General features: G+C 71.9%; 18 protein-coding genes. 2 read left to right on the top strand and 16 right to left on the bottom strand.

What is annotated here, in order from left to right:
- Positions 1–13: 13 nt before the first annotated feature.
- A complete protein-coding gene (locus tag IAG44_RS41495; protein ID WP_187752169.1) occupies positions 14–967 on the bottom strand; it encodes a LysR family transcriptional regulator in 954 nt (317 codons plus the stop codon).
- Positions 968–1,134: 167 nt separating this feature from the next.
- Between IAG44_RS41495 and IAG44_RS41490 the strand changes: the two genes are divergently transcribed.
- Together IAG44_RS41490 and IAG44_RS41485 are read left to right on the top strand one after the other, a co-directional pair.
- Positions 1,135–2,244 (top strand): PrpF domain-containing protein, encoded by a 1,110-nt coding sequence (locus IAG44_RS41490; RefSeq protein ID WP_187752168.1) that lies wholly within the window; start codon positions 1,135–1,137, stop codon positions 2,242–2,244.
- Between the two features lie 121 nt (positions 2,245–2,365).
- Positions 2,366–3,607: an SLC13 family permease gene (locus tag IAG44_RS41485; RefSeq protein ID WP_187753114.1), complete on the top strand. Its 1,242-nt coding sequence runs from the start codon at positions 2,366–2,368 to the stop codon at positions 3,605–3,607.
- A 90-nt stretch (positions 3,608–3,697) separates the two neighbouring features.
- On the opposite strand, the gene IAG44_RS41480 is transcribed toward IAG44_RS41485, so the two are convergent.
- The 15 genes from IAG44_RS41480 to IAG44_RS41410 all read right to left on the bottom strand — a co-directional run bounded on the left by IAG44_RS41480 (position 3,698) and on the right by IAG44_RS41410 (position 19,148).
- Entirely contained in the window at positions 3,698–3,838 is a 141-nt protein-coding gene (locus IAG44_RS41480) for a hypothetical protein (protein ID WP_187752167.1), read from the bottom strand.
- The gene (locus tag IAG44_RS41475; RefSeq protein WP_187752166.1) at positions 3,835–4,467 is read right to left on the bottom strand and encodes an NADPH-dependent FMN reductase; all 633 of its coding nucleotides are present in this window, start codon (positions 4,465–4,467) and stop codon (positions 3,835–3,837) included. Before IAG44_RS41475 ends, IAG44_RS41480 begins: the two co-directional genes overlap by 4 nt.
- Positions 4,464–5,702 carry an MFS transporter gene (locus IAG44_RS41470; RefSeq protein WP_187752165.1) on the bottom strand — a complete coding sequence of 413 codons (1,239 nt, stop codon included), beginning with the start codon at positions 5,700–5,702 and terminating at the stop codon, positions 4,464–4,466. Before IAG44_RS41470 ends, IAG44_RS41475 begins: the two co-directional genes overlap by 4 nt.
- Complete coding sequence (locus IAG44_RS41465) at positions 5,699–6,667, bottom strand: LLM class flavin-dependent oxidoreductase (protein ID WP_187752164.1); 969 nt, start codon at positions 6,665–6,667, stop codon at positions 5,699–5,701. The genes IAG44_RS41470 and IAG44_RS41465 overlap by 4 nt, the downstream gene beginning before the upstream one ends.
- A gap of 67 nt (positions 6,668–6,734) precedes the next feature.
- Complete coding sequence (locus IAG44_RS41460; protein ID WP_187752163.1) at positions 6,735–8,285, bottom strand: acyl-CoA carboxylase subunit beta; 1,551 nt, start codon at positions 8,283–8,285, stop codon at positions 6,735–6,737.
- Complete coding sequence (locus tag IAG44_RS41455; RefSeq protein ID WP_187752162.1) at positions 8,282–10,279, bottom strand: SDR family oxidoreductase; 1,998 nt, start codon at positions 10,277–10,279, stop codon at positions 8,282–8,284. Before IAG44_RS41455 ends, IAG44_RS41460 begins: the two co-directional genes overlap by 4 nt.
- A gap of 3 nt (positions 10,280–10,282) precedes the next feature.
- The gene (locus IAG44_RS41450; RefSeq protein ID WP_187752161.1) at positions 10,283–11,233 is read right to left on the bottom strand and encodes an aromatase/cyclase; all 951 of its coding nucleotides are present in this window, start codon (positions 11,231–11,233) and stop codon (positions 10,283–10,285) included.
- 18 nt (positions 11,234–11,251) lie between these two features.
- On the bottom strand, positions 11,252–12,037 hold the full coding sequence (gene fabG / locus IAG44_RS41445; protein ID WP_187752160.1) for a 3-oxoacyl-ACP reductase FabG: 786 nt from the start codon (positions 12,035–12,037) through the stop codon (positions 11,252–11,254).
- Between the two features lie 49 nt (positions 12,038–12,086).
- Positions 12,087–12,353, bottom strand: a complete 267-nt coding sequence (locus tag IAG44_RS41440; RefSeq protein ID WP_187752159.1) for an acyl carrier protein — start codon at positions 12,351–12,353, stop codon at positions 12,087–12,089.
- A gap of 96 nt (positions 12,354–12,449) precedes the next feature.
- Entirely contained in the window at positions 12,450–13,691 is a 1,242-nt protein-coding gene (locus IAG44_RS41435; protein ID WP_187752158.1) for a ketosynthase chain-length factor, read from the bottom strand.
- Positions 13,688–14,971 carry a beta-ketoacyl-[acyl-carrier-protein] synthase family protein gene (locus IAG44_RS41430; protein ID WP_187752157.1) on the bottom strand — a complete coding sequence of 428 codons (1,284 nt, stop codon included), beginning with the start codon at positions 14,969–14,971 and terminating at the stop codon, positions 13,688–13,690. The genes IAG44_RS41435 and IAG44_RS41430 overlap by 4 nt, the downstream gene beginning before the upstream one ends.
- Positions 14,968–15,294, bottom strand: a complete 327-nt coding sequence (locus tag IAG44_RS41425) for a TcmI family type II polyketide cyclase (RefSeq protein WP_187752156.1) — start codon at positions 15,292–15,294, stop codon at positions 14,968–14,970. The genes IAG44_RS41430 and IAG44_RS41425 overlap by 4 nt, the downstream gene beginning before the upstream one ends.
- A 55-nt stretch (positions 15,295–15,349) precedes the next feature.
- Positions 15,350–16,828, bottom strand: a complete 1,479-nt coding sequence (locus tag IAG44_RS41420; RefSeq protein ID WP_187752155.1) for an FAD-dependent monooxygenase — start codon at positions 16,826–16,828, stop codon at positions 15,350–15,352.
- Positions 16,829–16,845: 17 nt separating this feature from the next.
- Positions 16,846–18,621 carry an acetyl/propionyl/methylcrotonyl-CoA carboxylase subunit alpha gene (locus tag IAG44_RS41415; protein WP_187752154.1) on the bottom strand — a complete coding sequence of 592 codons (1,776 nt, stop codon included), beginning with the start codon at positions 18,619–18,621 and terminating at the stop codon, positions 16,846–16,848.
- A gap of 101 nt (positions 18,622–18,722) precedes the next feature.
- Positions 18,723–19,148, bottom strand: a complete 426-nt coding sequence (locus tag IAG44_RS41410) for a MarR family winged helix-turn-helix transcriptional regulator (protein WP_187752153.1) — start codon at positions 19,146–19,148, stop codon at positions 18,723–18,725.
- Positions 19,149–19,230 lie beyond the last annotated feature (82 nt).

Below are 19,230 nucleotides of genomic sequence, written 5' to 3'. Positions count from 1 at the left end.
CACCTGCTCGCCGTCATCCCCTCCGCACCGCGCCGAGTTGTGTCCGGTGCAGGTCCGGCGCGGTGAACCGTTGTGCCACCGTCCGCAGGACGCGGGCCATCGCCTGTGCGGGCGGGGTGGCGGGGCGGGTCGCGGCGCGGGCGAGGAGGATGCGGCGGGTGGGGGCGGGGACGTCGGAGGCGAACGGCAGGAGGCGGACGTCGCTGCGGCGGCTGGTGAGGGCGAGGCGGGGTGCAAGGGCGATGCCGAGGCCGGCGGCGACCATGGCCTGGGCCTCCTGGTAGTCGTGCGAGGAGTAGGCGATGCGCGGCTCGAACCCCGCCTGGCGGCAGCTGCGGCGCAGGACGTCGGCGACGGGGTGGTTGTCGGCGCGGATGATCCACTCCTGGTCGGCGAGGTCGCTGAGGCGTGCGGCGGGGTGGGTGCGCAGGGGTGAGTCGGCGGGGACGACGAGGACGGTGGGGTCGTCGAGGAGGTGGGTGAGGGCGAGGGAGGAGTCGTCGAGGCGGTTCCACTCGTAGTCCCACAGCAGGCCCTGCTCCACTTCGCCGGTGTGCAGCATCTCCCGGAGTTCGGCGAGGACTCCGGCGCGCACCTCGATGCGGATCCCGGCGTGGCGGCGGCGGAAGCGGGTGAGGGCCAGCGGCAGCAGGGACGCGCTCGCGGTGGGGAACGAGCCGAGCCGCAGGGTGCCTTGGTCGAGGGCGGCGAAGGAGTCCAGGTCGGCCTGGGCGGCGCGCAGTTCACGGCGGATGGCCCGGCCGCGTTCGGCCAGGGCGGCGCCCGGCGGGGTGGGGCGGATGCCCCGGGGCAGGCGCTCGATGAGGGGCTGGCCCGCCTCCTGTTCGAGGAGGGACATCTGCTGGGAGGCGGCGGAGGTGGTCATGCCGAGGGCCTGCGCGGCGGCGGTGAGCGAACCGCGTTCGGTGGCCTCGGTGAGCAGCAGCAGGCGGCGGACGTTGAGCATGCCGGTGACTTTAGCCGAGCTAAACCCTGGTGAAGCGAACTGCGATTGTTCCGAAGGCACGCCTCTGTCAAGGTCTGCGCAGTCACCGAGCTGTTCACCGGCCCGCAACACGGCCGTCACGCGGTCTCGGTGTCTTCCCTCCCCTTGATCCAGGAAGAGCTTCAGACGTGCACATTCCCGCGACCCTGGTGCGTGGTGGCACCAGCAAGTGCTGGCTGTTCAGCCAGGTCGAGGTCCCCGCCGACCGCGCCGACCTCGAACGACTGCTGGTCGCCGCGTACGGCGCCACCGACCCCGTCGAGCTGGACGGGGTGGGCGGGGCGACCCCCACCACCTCGAAGGCGGCCGTGGTCGGCGTCTCCCCCGAGCCCGGCGTCGACGTCGACTACCTGTTCGCGCAGGTCGGCATCGGGACGGGGGCGGTGGAGTGGACGAGCAACTGCGGCAACTGTGCGACGGGCGTGGCCCTGTACGCGGTGGCCAAGGGGCTGGTGCCGGTCACCGGTGACCGGACGCGCGTGGTGATGCGCAACACCAACACGGGCGCGGTCCTGGAAGGGCTCGTGGACACGCCCGGGGGTGTGGTGAGCCACTTCGGCAGCCAGACGGTGCCGGGGACGCGGGCGGGCGGGGTCGGGGTCGGCCTCACCTTCCGGGATCCTGCCGTCGCGCTGCTGCCCACCGGGCGCGCCGCCGAGGAGCTGCGGGTCGGCGGTGCCGGGCCGGTGCGCGTGAGCATGGTGACTGCGGGCGCCCCGGTGGTCCTGGTCGACGCGGCGAGCGCCGGGCGCACCGGGGTCGAGTCGCTGGAGCGGATGGGCGCGGACGTCGCCTGGCTGCGCTCGGTCCGGCATGCCGCCGCCGTGCTGATGGGGCTGGTGGCGGCGGGTGCGGAGCCGGGGGACGCGGTGCCCAAGGTGGGGCTGGTCGGCCCGCCCGCGCCGTACACGACCACGCTCGGGGAGCCGGTCGGTGCCGGGGACTACGACGTGTCGGTGCGGATGCTCTCCATGAACGCGCCGCACCCCGCGATCGGGCTGACCTCCGCCGTCGCGGTCGCGGCGGCCGGGCTGCTGGAGGGGTCCGTGGTCGCGCGGGCGGCGGGCGGGCCGACCTCCGAGTGGCTGCGCGTCGGCACGCCGGCGGGCGTCGTCGCGGTGCGCTGCGCCGACGTCGAGGACGGTCTGCCGCGCCGGGTCACCGTGCGGCGGGCGGCGCGGCTGCTGGCCGACGCCCGGATCTACGTTCCGCATTCGGGCGGTGTCAGGGCCGCCTGAGCCGCGACGATCCTCGTCCCGGCCGGGCCGGTCCCCCGCCGGCCGCACCGGGACGTCCGCGTGCCCTCGGGTGCGCGTCTCCCCGTCCCCACCCGCACCAAGGACAAAGATGTCTGCTGAAGTGATCTCCATAGGCGCCCTGTTGGTGATGTTCGTGGTCGGCACCGTGCTGCCGATCAACCTGGGCATCCTCGCCTTCGTCGCCACCTTCGCGGTCGGTACCGCCTCGCTGGGCCTCACCGAGGACGAGCTGTTCGACGGGTTCCCGGCGAAGCTGTTCGTCACCATCGTCGGTGTCACGTACCTGTTCTCCGTCGCCCGGCGCAACGGGACCATCGACTGGCTCGTGCTGGCCGGGGTGCGGCTGGTGCGGGGCAGGGTGCAGCTCATTCCCTGGGTGCTGTTCCTGGTGGCGGCGCTGCTGACGGCGTTCGGGACGTTCACCCCGGCGGCGGTCGCGATCCTCGCGCCGATCGGCATGAACTTCGCTTACCGGTACAAGCTCAATCCGCTGGTCGTCGGCATGATGGTGATCAGCGGCGGGCATGCGGGGGCGTTCTCCCCGCTGGCCGTGTCCGGTGCGCTGGTGCTCGGGCTCGTCGACAAGACCGACCTGCACGTGTCGGCGGTGACGCTGTTCACCGCGAGCTTCGTGATCAACCTGCTGCTGGCGGTGCTCACCTACGTCCTGCTGGCGAAGCGTCCGGCGCCGCTGGCCGAGGGCGTGGTGCGGGAGGCCGGGGACGACGACCTCGGCGTCTCCGGCAGGCCCGACTGGCGGCAGTGGCTCACCCTCGGCTGTCTGCTGGCCCTGGTCGTCGGCGCGCTCGGCTTCCACCTGGAGATCGGGTTCCTCGCGCTGGCCGCGGGCGCGCTGCTCGCGCTGGTGGACATGAAGCGGCAGGAGAAGGCCGTCGACGGGGTCAGCTGGTCCACGCTGCTCCTGGTCGCGGGGATGATGACGTACATCGCGATGCTGGAGAAGGCCGGCGTCATCGAGAACGTCTCCGAGCACGCCGCGAACCTGGGCGCGCCGCTCGTCGTCGCCCTGCTGCTCTGCTTCACCGTGGCCGTCACCTCCGCGTTCGCCTCCTCGACGGCGATCCTCACCGCGATCATCCCGATCGCCGTCCCCCTGCTGCTCTCCTCCCACCTCAGCGCCGCCGGCCTCATCGCCGCGCTCGCCGTCTCCACGACCATCGTCGACACCTCGCCCTTCTCCACCAACGGGGCGCTCGTCCTCAGCAACGCGCGCGGCGTCGATCCCCGGCGCTTCTACCGCCAGGTCATCGGCTACACGACGGGCATCGTGGCGCTGGGGCCGGTGGTGGCGTGGGGGGCGCTGGTGCTGCCCTGGTCCTGACGTCCGCTCCCGGGCCCGGCCTCGGCCGGCGGACGGCATCGCTCTCCTGCCGTCCGCCGGCCGGGGCCGCTCCTTCCCGCTCCCGCGGTCTCAGTCGATGCCGCGCAGGATGTGCGACTCCTCCGGTTCCCGCTCGTCCTCTCCCGCCAGCAAGGGCGCGGGCGCGTCCACCAGGGCCTTCGGCGGGTGCTCGGCCGTCTGCGCGATCACCGTCGTCCGGTCCGCCGTCATGTCCCGTACGGCCGTTCGCTCCGGGCCCGGCGCAGTACCCGCCCCCACCAGGTGAGCTGGTCCAGCAGCACCTTCGCCGCGCCTTCGCAGTCCTGCGGGTTCAGCGGACGGCCCCGCTCGTCGAACCGGTCCCACGCGTTGTGGAAGCTCACCGAGTCACGTACGGAGACCGTGTGCAGTTCGGCGAAGATCTGCCGCAGGTGCTCCACGGCCCGAAGGCCCCCGCTCAGCCCGCCGTAGGAGACGAAGCCGACGGGCTTGGCGGCCCATTCCTCGTGGAACCAGTCGATGGCGTTCTTCAGTGCCGCCGGAACGGTGTGGTTGTACTCGGGCGTGACCACGACGAACGCGTCGGCCTCGGCCAGCTGTCCGGCCAGCAGTCGCCGTACGCGGGCGGCGTCCGGCGGCGGGGCGTGGCCGGGCTCGGGCATGACCAGGGGCAGCGGGTACGCGCGCAGGTCGACGACCCGGACGACGACGTCGTCGTGGGCCGTGGCCCGTTCGGTGAACCAGGTCGCGACGACGGGGCCGAGCCGCCCCTCGCGCACGCTCGCGATGATCACCGTCAGCCGGATCGGCCCCGTGTCGGAGGCCGGGGGCGCTGGATCCGCTGTGGCCGGTTCTGTCATGCCTGTCCCTTTCGGTCGGTGCCGGGTCGCAGCCCGGTGAGGGCGATGAGCAGGCCGGCCGCGCCCACCGCCGTGATGAGGGCCAGCGCGGGCCGGCGGCTGTCGGCCGAGGCGAGCAGAAGGGCGACCAGCGGCAGCACGGCGACCGAGCTGAGCTGGACCGCCGTCTGGTAGAGCGGCACCGCCGAACCCCGGTCGGCGGCCGGGATCGTGGCTGTCGCCTGCATGTTCAGGGCGGCGAAGGAGAGCACGAAGCCCGACCCCACCAGGAGCAGTGCGGGCAGCAGCCGGGCCGGGTACGGCTCGGCCTGTGGTTGCCACAGGTAGAGCGCCTGGCCGGCCACCGGGGTCAGGGCGCCCACGGCGATGAGGCGCTGGGTGCCGAAGCGGCCGACGAGACGGCCGGCGAACGGCACCGTGAGGGCCAGCGGCAGGCAGGCGGGCAGCAGGCAGAGCGCCGTCTGCCAGGGAGCCCAGGCGATGTCGGGCCCCGCCGTCTGGAAGGTGACGAGCAGCAGCAGCCCGATGTAGGAGCCGTTGAGCGCCGCCGCGCACAGGGCCGCGCGCACCAGCCGGCCGTCCCGCAGCACCGTGAGGTCGATCGAGGCCCGGGCCTGCGTCCGGGGGACGGCGGGGATCAGGCGGCGCCCGTACCACAGCAGCAGCAGCGCGATGGGCGCGGGAAACAGGAACGTCCACCGCCAGTCCGCCTCGACCAGGACGCCGGACAGCAGCAGCCCCGTGGTGAACCCGGCCGCGCCGAACAGGGAGTAGACGGAGACGGCCCGGCGCTGCTGTGCCGGTTCCCGGAAGGCCGTGCTGATGATGGCCAGTCCGCTGGGGGCGGTGACAGCGGCGCAGAGGCCCTTGACCACCCGGGTGGCGATGAGCAGCGCCGTGCTGTCGGTCAGGCCGCCGGCGACCGAGGCGAGGGCGAAGACGAACATGGCCGCGAGGTAGGCGCGCCGGCGCCCGAACCGGGCGTTCACCCACGGTCCGAGCACGAGCAGCGCGGCGAAGCCGAGGGCGAAACCGCTCATCAGCCACTGCACCCGCCACAGGGACAGTCCGAGGTCCGCGCTGATCGTGGGCAGTGCCACGAGTACGACGGAGACCTCCAGGGCGTCCAGGACCATGTTGCCCGAGAGGACGAACAGCAGGCCCCACAGCCTCGGGTCCTGGCCGCGGGCCCCTTCGCGGGTCGGTCCGGTGCCGGGGGCGGGCAGGGCGGTCATGAGGGCAGCAGCGCGGGGAGCTTCTCGCAGACGAGCTCCATGTTGCGCAGCACGAGGTCGTCGGGGAGTCCCGCGATGTCGGCCCAGAAGATGAGGTGTTCCACGGGCAGGCCGTCGGTCATCTCCCGGATCCGGGCGGCGGCGTCCTCGGGGGTGAGGACCTGGAGCGCTCCCCACGGGGCGTCGGAGGTCCGGTCGCGCAGCGCGTCCGGGTCGATCAGCGGGGGCGCGGGCCTGCCGGTGCCCTCCACCGACGCCTGCTGGTAGGAGTTCAGCTGGTGTGCGAGGTGGGGGGCGATGCGGGCCCAGGCGGCCTCCGGGTCGTCGGACAGGAAGATGGGCAGCAGGTCGGACACGCGTGCGCGCCGCGGGTCGTGGCCGCCCTCGGCGAGTCCGGCCCGGTAGTGCTCGTAGACGTCGTGCGAGATGTGCAGCAGGCCGATGCCCAGCCGGCCGGCCAGCCGGCCTCCGCGGGGGCCGTAGAACCCTCCCCACAGCGGTACGGGGTCCTGCACCGGGCCGGGGGTGACGGCTTTCTCCTGCCACAGCCGGCGGATCTCGGCGATGTGGCGTTCCGTCGTGGTGAACCGCCGGGAGATGTCGGCGCCGAAGAGCTCGTACTCGGGCACCCGGTATCCCGCGCCCATGCCGAGTTCGAGCCGTCCGCCGCTGATCAGGTCGACGACGGCCGCCTCCTCCGCGATGTGGGCGGGGTCGCGCAGGGCGGGCAGCATGACGGAGGTGCCGATGCGGACCCGGCGGGTGCGTGCCGCGGCGGCGGCCGCGAACGTCAGCGGCTGCGGGAGGTAGCCGTCCTCGAAGAGATGGTGTTCGGTGAACCACACGCCGTCGGCGCCGCGCCGGTCGGCCTCCTCGCAGAGTTCCAGGGCGTGTGCGTAGTGATCGGGCCAGGGGCGGTGCCACTGTGCGGGATTGCGCAGGTCGAAGAGCAGGCCGACTTTCATCGGGCGTTCCCCATTCATCGTGTCGTGGCGGGGCCGGTGCGCGGCCGTGTACCGGCGGCGGTTCCCCTCACTGGGGCGGGTTGCCGTGCTTGCGGCGCGGCAGGTCCGCGTCCTTGGTGTGCAGCATCGACAGCACGCGCACGAGTACGGGGCGCGTTCGGCGGGGGTCGATGACGTCGTCGACGAGGCCGCGTTCCGCCGCGTGGTAGGGGTGCATCAGCGCCTCCCGGTACTGCGCGATCTTCTGCCGACGCGTGTGCTCGGGATCCGGCGCGGCGGCGATCTCGCGGCGGAAGACGACGCCCGCGGCGGCCTCCGCTCCCATGACCGCGATCTCGTTCGTGGGCCAGGCCAGCGCGACGTCCGCGCCGATCGAGCGGGAGTCCATCACGATGTAGGCGCCGCCGTACGCCTTGCGCAGGATCAGGGAGACGCGCGGGACGGTGGCGTTGCAGTAGGCGTACAGGAGTTTCGCGCCACGCCGGATGATCCCGTCGTGCTCCTGCCCGACCCCCGGCAGGAAACCGGGGACGTCGACGAGGGTGAGCAGGGGGATGTTGAAGGCGTCGCAGAACTGGACGAACCGTGCGCCCTTTTCACTCGCGTCGATGTCCAGCACGCCGGCCATGACCGCGGGCTGGTTGGCGACGATCCCGACCACCTGGCCGCCGAGCCGGGCCAGGGCGCAGACGAGGTTGGCGGCCCAGGCGGCGTGGACCTCCATGTAGTCGCCGTCGTCGACGAGTTCCTCGATCACCGTGCGGATGTCGTACGCGCGGTTGCCCTCGTGCGGCACCAGTGCGAGCAGGGTCTCGCTCTCCCGGTCCGGCGGGTCGTCGCTCTGGGTGCGGGGCGGCAGTTCACGGTTGTTGGAGGGCAGCAGGGAGAGGAGGTAGCGGACCTCGGCCAGGCAGGTCTCCTCGTCGTCGTGGACGAAGTGGGCCACACCCGAGTGCCGGCCGTGGACGTCGGCTCCGCCCAGCCCGTCGTGGGAGACCTGTTCGCCGGTGACCGACCGGACCACGTCGGGGCCGGTGATGAACATCTGGGAGATGCCGCGTACCGCGAAGACGAAGTCGGTGAGCGCCGGTGAGTAGGCGGCGCCGCCGGCGCACGGCCCCAGCATGACGCTGATCTGCGGGATCACGCCGGATGCCCGGGTGTTGCGGGCGAAGATCCCGCCGTAGCCGGCGAGTGCGGACACGCCTTCCTGGATCCGTGCGCCCGCGCCGTCGTTGAGCGAGACGAGCGGGGCGCCGGCGGCGACGGCCAGGTCCATGACCTTGTGGATCTTCTGTGCGTGTGCCTCGCCGAGCGCGCCTCCGAAGATCCGGAAGTCGTGGGCGTAGACGAAGACGGTCCGTCCCTCGACCTCGCCCCAGCCCGCGACCACGCCGTCGGTGTAGGGCCGTCGGTCCTCCAGGCCGAAGCCGGTGGCGCGGTGGCGGCGCAGCGGTTCCAGCTCGGTGAAACTGTCCTTGTCCAGGAGGAGTTCGATCCGTTCCCGGGCGGTGAGTTTTCCCTTCGCGTGCTGCCGTTCGGTGGCCTGCGGATCCGGTCCGCCGCGGGCCTGTTCCTTCAGCTTCTCGAGTTCGTTCAGGGTGTCCGCGGCGCTCATCCGAGCAGCGTCCCGCCGGTCGCGTCGATGAAGGCGCCGGTGATCCACCGTGCTTCGTCGGTGGCCAGGAAGGTGATGACGTCGGCGACGTCGCCGGCCTCGCCGACCCGTTTGAAGGCGGACAGCTGTGCCATCTGCTCCACGGCCTCCGGGATGTCGAAGACGGGGCCGCCGTTGTCCGTGATGCCGGGTGCCACGGTGTTGACGGTGATCCGGCGCGGGGCCAGGTGGCGTGCGAGGTGCAGGGTCAGCTGTTCCAGGGCTCCCTTGGTCATCGCGTAGGCCATCTGCTCGGGGTTGGCGAACCGGGTGAGTCCGGAGGAGATGTTGATGATCCGGCCGCCGTCCGGCAGCAGGGTGAGGGCCCGCTGCACGATGAAGAAGGGCGCCTTGGCGTTGACGGCGACGTAGTGGTCGAAGTCTTCGGGGGTGACGTCCTCCGGGGCGTTGCCGGTCGCGGACGTCGCCCCCGCGTTGTTCACGAGGATGTCCAGCACCGTGCCGTCGGTGTGCTCCTTCAGCCCGGCCTCCAGGCCGAGGAACAGTTCGTGCACGTCGCCGGGGACTCCGAGCGGTGCGCGGACGGGGAAGGCCCGTCCGCCCTCCTTCTGGATCAGGGCGACCGTCTCGTCGGCCGCGTCCTGGTTCGCCGCGTAGTGCACGGCGACCAGCGCGCCTTCGCGTGCCAGGCGCAGCGCGGTGGCCTTGCCGATGCCCCGGCTGGATCCGGTGACCAGTGCCGTCTTGCCGGTGAGCCGTGTCATGTCGGACCTCTCTCGTGTCGTGTCTCGTGTCGTCAGGGCTGCCGCGGGCGGGGAAGGGGTGGTGGCGGGGGGTGGCGCGCCGAGGCCGCTGATTCCGCGGGCCAGGTGGGTGCGTACGGTGTCGAGGCGCAGGAGTTCGCCGAAGAGCGAGCGCAGGCCCTCGACCTCGGGCCCGCCCAGCAGCAGCCGCGCCTGGGCCTGGATGCCGGTCAGGGCTCGTCGGCCGGCGGGGTGGCGTTCCTCGTGGTAGCCGTCCAGCACCGGTTCCCCGGCCGCCCCGGTGATCCGGGCGGCCAGGCGTGGGCCGAGGGAGGCGGAGTCCTGCAGCCCGAGGTTGAGGGCCTGTCCGCCGACCGGCATCTGGACGTGTGCCGCGTCGCCCGCGAGGAACACCCGGTGCAGGCGATAGCGGGCGGCCTGGCGCAGGGTGTCGTCGAACACGCCGCGCCACAGCGCGGTGGCGCCGCTGATGTCCTCGCCGGTCACCTCGGCCCACGCCGCGGCGATCTCGGCGAACTCGGGGCGGCGGGTGCGTGAGCGCGGTGTCCGTCCGTAGCGGTGCACCATCACCCGGGTGGTCCCGTCGGGCCAGCGGAAGGCGGTGGCCAGGCCGGCCGGGTGCCGTTCGAAGCGCCGGTCGGGGATGCGGACACCGGTGATGTCGGCGCGCAGCATCTCCCGGGTGGCCGGCCGGCCGGGGAAGTCGAAGCCGGCCAGTTGGCGTACCGTGCTCCGTTCCCCGTCGCAGCCGACCAGGTACGCCGCCGACAGCCGCTCGGGACGGCCGCCGGGTCCGGCGGCCACCACGTCCACCCGGTCCGGGTGCTGGAGCAGGCCGGTGACCGCGCGGCCGCGTCGGACGTCGGCGCCCAGTGCGCCGGCCCATTCCTGGAGCACGGCCTCGATGCGGGTCTGCGGGCACTTCCACTGGCCGGCGTAGGGGTGTCCGGGGTCGGCGGCGGTGAGGTCGAGCGGCAGGCCGCCGAAGTGACCGGGGCCGCCGGGCAGCGGTCCCAGTCGTTCGAGCAGCCCGCGCTCGGCGAGGATCTCCATGGTTCTGGCGTGCAGGGTGGAGGCCCGGGACTCCGTGGTCGGCTCGGCCAGTTGTTCCAGCACGATCACCCGGGCGCCGCCGCGGCGCAGTTCGCCCGCCAGCATCAGGCCCGCCGGCCCGGCGCCGACGACCACGACGTCGGTGTCCGGGGTCCCGGTCTGCGGCGCGTCCGCCATGGCTCAGGCGCTCCGCGCTTCCGCGTACTTCTTGGCGTGTCCGAGCGTCGCTCTGCTGTTGTGTCCCAGCGCGTCCCGGACGAAGGTGCGCGCCGCCGCGACGTCGGCCTCGGGGCCGAGCACTTTCTGGATGTTCGCGCCGTTGAGGACGACGGTGTGCTGCGAGGTCGCGGTGGTGACCCCGGCGGTGTCCTCCTCCAGTTGCCAGTAGCCGGTGTGCAGGGTCATCAGCGGGGGCAGGGTGGTCTGCTTGTAGGCGATCCTGCGGTGGGGGAAGCAGACCCGCACCGACTCGGTGGTGTGGGTGGTGCCGTCCTTGGTGAGCGTGTCCATGCGCAGCACCTGCAGTCCGGGGGTGTCCTCGGAGAACCGGACGGCGGCGACGTGCGGGAGCCGTTCGACCCACAGGTCGGCCTCGTTGAGGAAGTCGTAGACGTCCTTGGCGGCGCCGTCGATACGGACGCTGTCCTCGAAGGACACGGTCAGCTCGGCCGCCCCGGTCGCCTGTTCCATGCTGGCCTTGAGCGACGCGAGTTCGGAGCGGCTGTTGCGGTCGACGGCCTCGTCGATCCAGGCGAGCTCGGCGGGGTCGTCCCCGATGGCCCGGTAGTCGTGCAGCAGGCGCAGCCGGGTGGTGGCCGGCCCGGCGGGTTCCATGATCCAGGTGCCGCCCATGTCGGCGACGGGCGGCGCGGAGACCTCCTGGCGGAACTCGATCCGCCGGGCCTCGGGGTCGAGTGTGCGGCGCGACGACCAGTTCTTGGCCTCGCCGTTGGCGGTGGCCCAGATGCGGATGCGTTCCTCGTTCCCGTTGCGCTCCAGATAGTCGACGTACACCGACGGCGGGAAGATGCGGGGCCAGTTCTCGACCTCCGCGAGCAGCCGGTAGACGTCCTGGGCCGGGGCTTCGACGACGATCTCGTGTTCGACCCTGCGTGTGGTCTGCTGATCCATGACGGTCCTCCTTCGGGGTCAGAAGTTGCCGAGGCCGCCGCAGACGTTCAGCGCCTGCGAGGTGATGGACGCTGCGGTGTCGGAGGCGAGGTAGCCGACGAGGCCGGCGACCTCCTCGGGCGTGGAGTAGCGGCCCAGCGGGATCTTGGCCTGGAACCTGTCGAGGATGGCCTGCTCGCTGGTGTCGTAGGCGGCCGCGTAGCCCTGGCGGACGCGCTGGGCCATGGGGGTCTCGACGTAGCCGGGGCACACGGCGTTCACCGTGATGCCCGTGGGGGCCAGTTCGTTGCCGAGGGCTTTCGTGAAGCCGACGACGCCGTGCTTCGAGGCCGAGTAGGGGGCGCCGAGCACCACTCCCTGTTTGCCGGCGGTGGAGGCGATGTTGATGATCCGGCCCCGGTTCTTGGACCGCATGCCGCCGGTGGTCAGTACCTCGCGGGTCATCCTGAAGACGCTGTTGAGGTTGGTGTCGATCACGTCGAGCCACAGCTCGTCGCCGATGTCGGCGGTGGTCCCGCCGCCGCTGCGGCCGGCGTTGTTGACCAGGACGTCGACCGTCCCGTAGCGCTCGACGGCCGCCTGCACGAACCGCTGGACGTCGTCCACGGACCGCACGTCGCAGGTGGTGCCGTCCACGTCGAAACCCTCGTCGCGCAGTTCCTTGACGGTGCTGTGCACGCTGTCCTCGGTGCGGGCGCAGAGGTAGACCCGGTGCCCCGCGCCGGCCAGTGTCCGGGCCGAGGCGAGGCCGATACCGCTGGTCGCGCCGGTGACGAGGGCGACCTTGGCATCCTGGTGTGTCATGTGTGTCTCCTGGGGGAGGTCGGATCGGGGGCGGCCTCGGCGCGCGGGCTCAGGCAGCCGGGGTGCCCGACAGCTGTCCGGTGATGACCGCGATCAGCCGGCGCGGGGTCAGGTCGTCGGTCAGGGTGTCCTCGGCGAGGTCGATGCCGTATTCCCGTTCGATGCGGCCGAAGGTCTCCAGCATCGCCAGGGACTCGTAGCCCAGGGCGGTGAACGCGGTGTCGAGGATGTCGGTGTCGAGGTCGACGGCGTCGTCCGTGCCGGCGCCCTCGCGCAGGATGCGTTTGAGGTCGTCGGGGGTGAAGTCGGCGGGCATGGCGGTGTTCCTTTCCGGGTCGGACCGGATGCCGGTCAGGGGGTGTTCTGGGGCGTCGGCGGTGGTCGCCGGGCCGGTTCGCGCGGTGGCCCGGGGTCAGGCGGGTACGGCCCGTACGACCATCGCGGAGTTGAATCCGCCGTGGCCGCGGGCCAGCACGAGGGCGGAGCGCACCGGCCGGCGGCGGGCCCGGGTGACGACGTCGAGTTCGTACTCGTCCGCGGGGGAGATGTTCACCGTCGGCGGGATCACCCCGTCGCGGATCGCGAGGCAGGCGGTCGCCAGGTCCAGTGGGGCGGCGCCGGAGTAGAGCCGGCCGGTCATCGTCTTGGGCGCGGTGACCGGCACCCGGCGTGGTCCGAAGACCTTGCTGATCGCCTCGGCCTCCAGCCGGTCCGGCTCCGGCAGCCCGGCGGCGTCGGCGAAGACGACGTCGATGGCGTCCGGTTCGGTGTCCGCGTCGGCGAGAGCCAGTTCGACGGCCCGGCGCAGTCCTGGTTCGCGTCCGCTGTGCGGTGCCGGGTCGAAGGTGGCGGCGTAGCCCGCGATCTCGCCGTAGATCTGTCCGGCACCGCGCTCACGGGCGTGTCCGGCGCTCTCCAGCACGAGCAGGGCGCCTCCTTCGCCGGGCACGTAACCGCGTGCGTCCGCGTCGAACGGCAGGTAGGCGCGCTCGGGTTCGTCGCTGGTGCTCAGTCCCCCGCCGGCGAGCTGGGCCACCCAGCCCCAGGAGCAGAGCGAGGCGTCGACGGCGCCGGACATGACCAGCGGGGTCCCTTTGCGGATCTGCCGGCGGGCCTGGGCCACCGCGTCCAGGCCGCCCGCCTGGTCGCTGACCACGACTCCGCTGGGGCCGCGCATACCGTGCCGGATCGAGATCTGGCCGCTGTTGACGGCGTAGAACCAGGCGAACGACTGATACGCGCTCACGTATTTGCCGCCCTTGCTCCACAGCGCCTGGAGTTCTCGCTGGCCGAACTCGAATCCGCCCGAGTGGCTGGCGGTGATGACCCCCATCGCGTAGTCGGCCGTCTCCTCGGGTGTCACACCGGCGTCGGCGAGGGCCCAGTCCGCGCTCACGAGCGCGAGCCGCGTCATCCGGTCGGTCTGCGCGAGCAGTCTGCCGGGCAGTTGTTCCTCGGCCTTGAAGCCTTTGATCTCACCGGCCAGCCGGGCGGGGTAGCTCGCGGCGGCGAACCTCTCCAGCGGGCCGATCCCGCTGTCCCCACTCAGCGTCGCCGACCAGTACCGGTCCAGGCCCAGGCCGTTGGGGGCGGCGACACCGAGGCCGGTCACCACCACCGTGGTCCGCTCCCCCGCCGGCGTCCCGGTCGTCATCGGTCACTCCTTCCGGGGCCGGTCAGCACGATCGCGCTCTGGAAGCCGCCGAATCCGCTGCCCACCGAGAGCACGGCGTCGGTGGTGTGCTCGCGCGCGGTGAGCGGAACGTAGTCCAGGTCGCACTCGGGGTCCCGGTTGTGCAGGTTGGCCGTGGGCGGTACGACGTCGTGCTCGATGGCCAGCGCGGACGCGGCGATCTCGATCGACCCGATGGCGCCCAGGGAGTGCCCGACCATCGACTTGATCGAGCTGACCGGGACGTCGTAGGCGTGGCTGCCCAGGCTCCGTTTGAAGGCGGCGGTCTCGTGCCGGTCGTTCTGCTTGGTGCCCGAGCCGTGCGCGTTGATGTAGTCGATGTCCTGCGGTGCGAGGCGGGCCTCGTCCAGGGCGACCCGGATCGCCTCGGCCATCTCCCGGCCGTCCGGACGCAGACCGGTCATGTGGAACGCGTTGCTGCGGGTCGCGTACCCGGCGATCTCCGCGTAGATGTGCGCGCCGCGCCGGCGCGCGTTCGTCAGTTCCTCCAGGACGAACACGGCGGCGCCCTCGCCGAGGACGAACCCGTTGCGGCTGGCGTCGAAGGGCCGGGAGGCGTGTTCGGCGTCGTCGTTGCGCGGGGTGGTCGCCTTGATCGCGTCGAAGCAGGCCACGGTGATCGGGGAGATCGGTGCGTCCGTGGCGCCCGCGACCATGACGTCGGCCGTTCCCTCCCGGATCAGTTCGGTGGCGTATCCCACCGCGTCCAGGCCCGAGGTGCAGCCGGTCGACACGACCGTGCTCGGTCCTTCGGCGCCCACGGCCCAGGCCACCTCGACCGCGAAGGAGCTGGGGACGAGGTAGTTGTAGAGGTGCGGTACCGCGTAGCGGTGGTCGACGAGGTCGAGCCGTCCGCCGTCGCTGACGGTCCGGTACTCCTCGTCGAGCCCCGTCGTGGCCCCGACGGCGCTGCCGATGGTCACGCCGGTGCGGTGCGGGTCGAGGGCGGTGAACTCCAGTCCGCTGTCGGCGACGGCCTCGCGGGCCGTGACCACCGCCAGTTGCGCCGCGCGGTCCATCCGCCTGATCTCCTGCGGGCCCAGTCCGTGCAGCCCGGGATCGAAGTCGATCTCGGCCGCCACCTGGGAACGGAAGGACGACGCGTCGAACAGGGAGATGCGGCGGGTGGCGGTACGGCCGTCGGTCAGCAGGTGCCAGAAGTCCTTGGTGCCCACTCCGCCCGGGGCGGTCACACCGATGCCGGTGATGACCACCCGGCGGCGGGGCGGGACGCCGCTCATCGCGCGCTCCACTCGTAGAAGCGCCGTGCCATGGCGTCGGAGGGCGAGCGCCAGGTGGCGGGGTCGTACGCCTCGATGAAGGGCTTCAGGTCCTCGCTGATGCCGACGAACCGGGGGTCGGTCTTCGCCCTCTCGATGCGCTCGCCGCCGTCCTGCGTGTCGAAGTCCTGCAGGTGGAAGTAGAGGCCCTTGTACGAGAAGAGCTGCCGGCGCCGGGTGCCCATGAGGTGCGGCATGTCGGTGCGGTCGAAGTCCGCGAAGAGCCGGGCGACGCCGTCGGCGGACACGGGGTCCATCCGGGCGACTATCAGAGTGCTGTGCATGTTTCCCTCTCCGATTCCTGGTGCCTGCTCAAGGGGGGTGGGGAATGCGCGGTGGTCAGCGGGGTGTGCCGAACCAGCGGCCGAGGGCCATGGGCAGGTCGTGGTGGCTGCCGGGTGCCGCCCAGGCGACGTGTCCGTCGGGGCGCAGGAGGAGTGCCGCCGTGCCGTGCGGCACGTCGTCCGTCGGTATGGGGTGCGCGGTGACGATGTCGATCCGGTCCGCCCATGGCTGCGCCCGTGCGCGCAGTCGGGGGTTCGCTTCCAGGTCGAGCAGGACACCGCGTCCGGCGCGCAGCAGTTCGGTGCTGCTCGTCGTGCGTCCGTCACGGTCCAGCCGCAGGTGGGGCATGCGCATCCCCAGCAGCGGATGGCTGCCCGTGCCGACGTCGTAGCGGATGTCCAGTCCGCTCACCCTGGCTGCCAGATGCCGGCTGACGTCGTCGTCGCGGATCAGTTCCGCCAGCACGTCCCGCAGCGGTCCGACGTCGGCTCCGCCCAGGATGAGCAGGCTCTGCGCCTTGGTGTTCGCCAGCAGGGAGCGGCCGACCTCGTGGCGTTCGCCGTGGTAGGTGTCGAGCAGTTCGGCGGGGGCCGTGCCGTGGAGCACCGCGGCGAGTTTCCAGCCCAGGTTGACGGCGTCCTGAATGCCGGTGTTCATGCCCTGGCCGCCGGCGGGCAGATGGACGTGGGCGGCGTCACCGGCCAGCAGCACCCGGCCGCGCCGGTACTCCGTGGCCAGGCGGGCGGCGTCGCCGAAGGCGCTGACCCAGACCGGTTCGGCGTGCGAGATGTCGATGCCGGTGAGCCGCTTCCAGGCGTCGGCCACCTCCGCGAAGGCCGGCGGCCCGGTCCGTCGCTGGGGCCGCGCGTCGCGTTCGGCGACGATGACGCGGTGCGCGCCGTCGGGCAGCCTGGCCGCCATCACCATGCCCCCGGACAGCTGCTCCCCCACCATGCGCGGTTCGATCTCCACGCCGCGCAGGTCGGCCAGCAGGAGTTCGGTCGTGGCGGGGGTGCCCGGGAAGTCGAATCCGCCGGCCTTGCGCACCCGGCTGCGTCCTCCGTCGCAGCCCACGACGTAGCGGGCGCGCAGGGTCCGCTCGCCCGATGCCTCCCGGGTCCGTACGGTGACGCCGGCCCCGTCGTCCTCCAGGGACAGGAACTCGCTGCCCCGGCGGATGTCGGCCCCCAGGGACCGGGCCCACTCCTCCAGGGCCGTCTCCGTCACGGACTGGGGCACGGTCTTCGCGGCCTGGTGGAAAGCGCCGAGGACACCGAGGTCCAGGCCGATGCCGCCGAAGTGGCCCTGGTTCCCGTACTGGATCCCGTCCGGCTGGTGGCGGCTGAGCCGGGGCAGCAGGCCCCGCTGGTCGAAGACCTCCACCGTGCGGATCGTCATGCCGATCCCCCGGGACTCACCGCTGCGCCGCACCAGGGTCTCCAGGACGGTGACGTCGATCCCCGCCAGGCGTAACTCGCCCGCCAGCATGAGCCCCGCGGGTCCCGCGCCGACGATGAGCACCGAAGTGTCCATGTTCCTCTCCATGGTTGTCAGTCCTTGATCTCGCAGACAGCGGAGCCGGAGGCGACAGAGACACCTGCCTCGACGGAAAGCCCTTTGATCACGCCCGCCTTGTGGGCGTTCAACGGCTGTTCCATCTTCATCGCTTCGAGGACGACGACGAGGTCACCTTCCTGGACCTCCTGCCCTTCCTCGACGGCGACCTTGACGATCGTGCCCTGCATCGGGGAGGCGAGGGTGTCGCCGGACGCGACCGGGCCCGACTTCTTCGCCGCCCGGCGCTTCGGCTTCGCCCCGGCCGCGAGACCCGTGCGGGCCAGCGACATGCCCAGGGAGACCGGCAGGGAGACCTCCAGCCGCTTGCCGCCGACCTCGACGACGATCGTCTCGCGGTCCTTCTCGTCGTCCTCGGCATCCGTGTCGGCGGACGCCGCGAACGCGGGGATCTCGTTGACGAACTCGGTCTCGATCCACCGCGTGTGGACGGTGAACGGCCCGTCGGAACCGGCGAGTTCGGGAGCGAACGCCGGATCGCGCACGACCGCGCGGTGGAAGGGGATGGCCGTGGCCATGCCCTCGACCTGGAACTCCTCCAGCGCACGGGCGGCCCGCCGCAGCGCCTGCTCACGCGTCGCGCCGGTCACGATCAGCTTGGCCAGCAGCGAGTCCCACGCCGGCCCGATCACGGACCCGGACTCGACGCCCGCGTCGAGACGGACCCCGGGACCGGACGGCGGCGCGAACAGCGTCACCGTCCCCGGCGCCGGAAGGAAGTTACGGCCCGGGTCCTCGCCGTTGATGCGGAACTCGAAGGAATGGCCGCGCAGTTCGGGATCGCCGTAGCCCAGCTCCTCCCCGTCGGCGATACGGAACATCTCCCGCACCAGGTCGATGCCGGCGACCTCCTCGGTGACCGGATGCTCCACCTGCAGACGGGTGTTGACCTCCAGGAAGGAGATCGTCCCGTCCAGCCCGACCAGGAACTCGACCGTGCCCGCGCCGACATAGCCGGCCTCGCGCAGGATCGCCTTCGACGACGCGTACAGCTCCGCGACCTGAGCATCCGTCAGAAACGGTGCCGGGGCCTCCTCGACGAGCTTCTGGTGCCGGCGCTGGAGCGAGCAGTCACGCGTGGAGACGACCACGACATTGCCGTGGGTGTCGGCCAGGCACTGCGTCTCCACGTGCCGCGGCTTGTCGAGGTAGCGCTCGACGAAGCACTCCCCGCGCCCGAACGCGGCCACGGCCTCACGCACCGCCGACTCGTACAGCTCGGGCACCTCTTCGAGGGTGCGGGCGACCTTCAGCCCGCGCCCGCCACCGCCGAACGCCGCCTTGATCGCGATCGGCAGCCCGTGCTCCTCGGCGAACGCGACGACCTCGTCCGCGCCGGAGACCGGATCGGGCGTGCCCGCCACGAGCGGGGCGCCCGCGCGCTGGGCGATGTGCCGGGCGGCGACCTTGTCACCGAGGTCACGGATGGCCTGCGGCGGCGGTCCGATCCACACCAGACCCGCGTCCAGGACCGCCTGCGCGAAGTCGGCGTTCTCCGACAGGAACCCGTACCCGGGGTGGACGGCGTCCGCGCCGGACTCCCGCGCCGCGTTCAGGACCTTGTCGATGTCGAGATAGCTGCCCGCCGGGGTGTCACCGCCCAGGGCGAACGCCTCATCCGCGGCGCGGACATGCAGCGCGTCCCGGTCAGGGTCGGCGTAGACGGCCACGCTGGCGATACCGGCATCCCGGCACGCGCGGGCCACGCGGACTGCGATTTCGCCACGGTTGGCGATGAGCACCTTGCGCACGATTGAGGCTCCCTCCTGGAACGAGGACGAACACCCGGAAAAGACATCGGCGGCCGCGCTTTTCTCAGGTCACGCCGGGAAAGCGTGGGCCACTGTTCGCGTCACGCCTTTTCCAGGTTCTCGGCGATCCGTGCGAGTACGTCGTTGGCGGCGAGGAATTCGGCTTCGGAGATGCCGGCGAGAGAGACGACGGCGTGCGCGTTCACCAGCGCTTCAGCCCGTTCGTGCGCGGCGGCGCCGGCGTCGGTGAGCCGGACGGAATCACCTGCTTCGGCGATCCAGCCGCGCCGGTCGAAGTCATCGACGATCGACCGGTAGGAATCGGCGCCGTCGATCGCCAGAAAAGGTGCGAACGCGACGTCGACGGCGGCGACGGAGTCCACACCGATACTGATGGCGTGCAGCACCTGCCATTGCCGTCGATTCAGGTTCTCGCCGGCGAGTGTTTGCCCGGTGGATTCGTCGAAAAGCTGGTGCAGGTGCAGAAGCCAGTATCCTATGCGCTTCGTCGTGTTCTGCTGAAGCATGGGGGATCCACCTGTCCTGACGAGCCTCGGAGGAAACAGATCGAAGGTCGATGACCGCGATATCAGCCTGACACCCGAAGGA

Source organism: Streptomyces roseirectus (assembly GCF_014489635.1).
Lineage (GTDB): Bacteria > Actinomycetota > Actinomycetes > Streptomycetales > Streptomycetaceae > Streptomyces > Streptomyces roseirectus.
The sequence above is the reverse complement of the archived record's forward strand: the minus strand, read 5'-3'. Positions and strand labels throughout refer to the sequence as shown.

What these genes read in the sequence shown, in the direction of transcription:
- IAG44_RS41495 (WP_187752169.1), bottom strand. Translation starts at nt 967, where the DNA reads ATGCTCAACGTCCGCCGCCTGCTGCTGCTCACCGAGGCCACCGAACGC.
- IAG44_RS41480 (WP_187752167.1), bottom strand. Translation starts at nt 3,838, where the DNA reads ATGACGGCGGACCGGACGACGGTGATCGCGCAGACGGCCGAGCACCCG.
- IAG44_RS41475 (WP_187752166.1), bottom strand. Translation starts at nt 4,467, where the DNA reads ATGACAGAACCGGCCACAGCGGATCCAGCGCCCCCGGCCTCCGACACG.
- IAG44_RS41470 (WP_187752165.1), bottom strand. Translation starts at nt 5,702, where the DNA reads ATGACCGCCCTGCCCGCCCCCGGCACCGGACCGACCCGCGAAGGGGCC.
- IAG44_RS41465 (WP_187752164.1), bottom strand. Translation starts at nt 6,667, where the DNA reads ATGAAAGTCGGCCTGCTCTTCGACCTGCGCAATCCCGCACAGTGGCAC.
- IAG44_RS41460 (WP_187752163.1), bottom strand. Translation starts at nt 8,285, where the DNA reads ATGAGCGCCGCGGACACCCTGAACGAACTCGAGAAGCTGAAGGAACAG.
- IAG44_RS41455 (WP_187752162.1), bottom strand. Translation starts at nt 10,279, where the DNA reads ATGGCGGACGCGCCGCAGACCGGGACCCCGGACACCGACGTCGTGGTC.
- IAG44_RS41450 (WP_187752161.1), bottom strand. Translation starts at nt 11,233, where the DNA reads ATGGATCAGCAGACCACACGCAGGGTCGAACACGAGATCGTCGTCGAA.
- fabG (WP_187752160.1), bottom strand. Translation starts at nt 12,037, where the DNA reads ATGACACACCAGGATGCCAAGGTCGCCCTCGTCACCGGCGCGACCAGC.
- IAG44_RS41440 (WP_187752159.1), bottom strand. Translation starts at nt 12,353, where the DNA reads ATGCCCGCCGACTTCACCCCCGACGACCTCAAACGCATCCTGCGCGAG.
- IAG44_RS41435 (WP_187752158.1), bottom strand. Translation starts at nt 13,691, where the DNA reads ATGACGACCGGGACGCCGGCGGGGGAGCGGACCACGGTGGTGGTGACC.
- IAG44_RS41430 (WP_187752157.1), bottom strand. Translation starts at nt 14,971, where the DNA reads ATGAGCGGCGTCCCGCCCCGCCGCCGGGTGGTCATCACCGGCATCGGT.
- IAG44_RS41425 (WP_187752156.1), bottom strand. Translation starts at nt 15,294, where the DNA reads ATGCACAGCACTCTGATAGTCGCCCGGATGGACCCCGTGTCCGCCGAC.
- IAG44_RS41420 (WP_187752155.1), bottom strand. Translation starts at nt 16,828, where the DNA reads ATGGACACTTCGGTGCTCATCGTCGGCGCGGGACCCGCGGGGCTCATG.
- IAG44_RS41410 (WP_187752153.1), bottom strand. Translation starts at nt 19,148, where the DNA reads ATGCTTCAGCAGAACACGACGAAGCGCATAGGATACTGGCTTCTGCAC.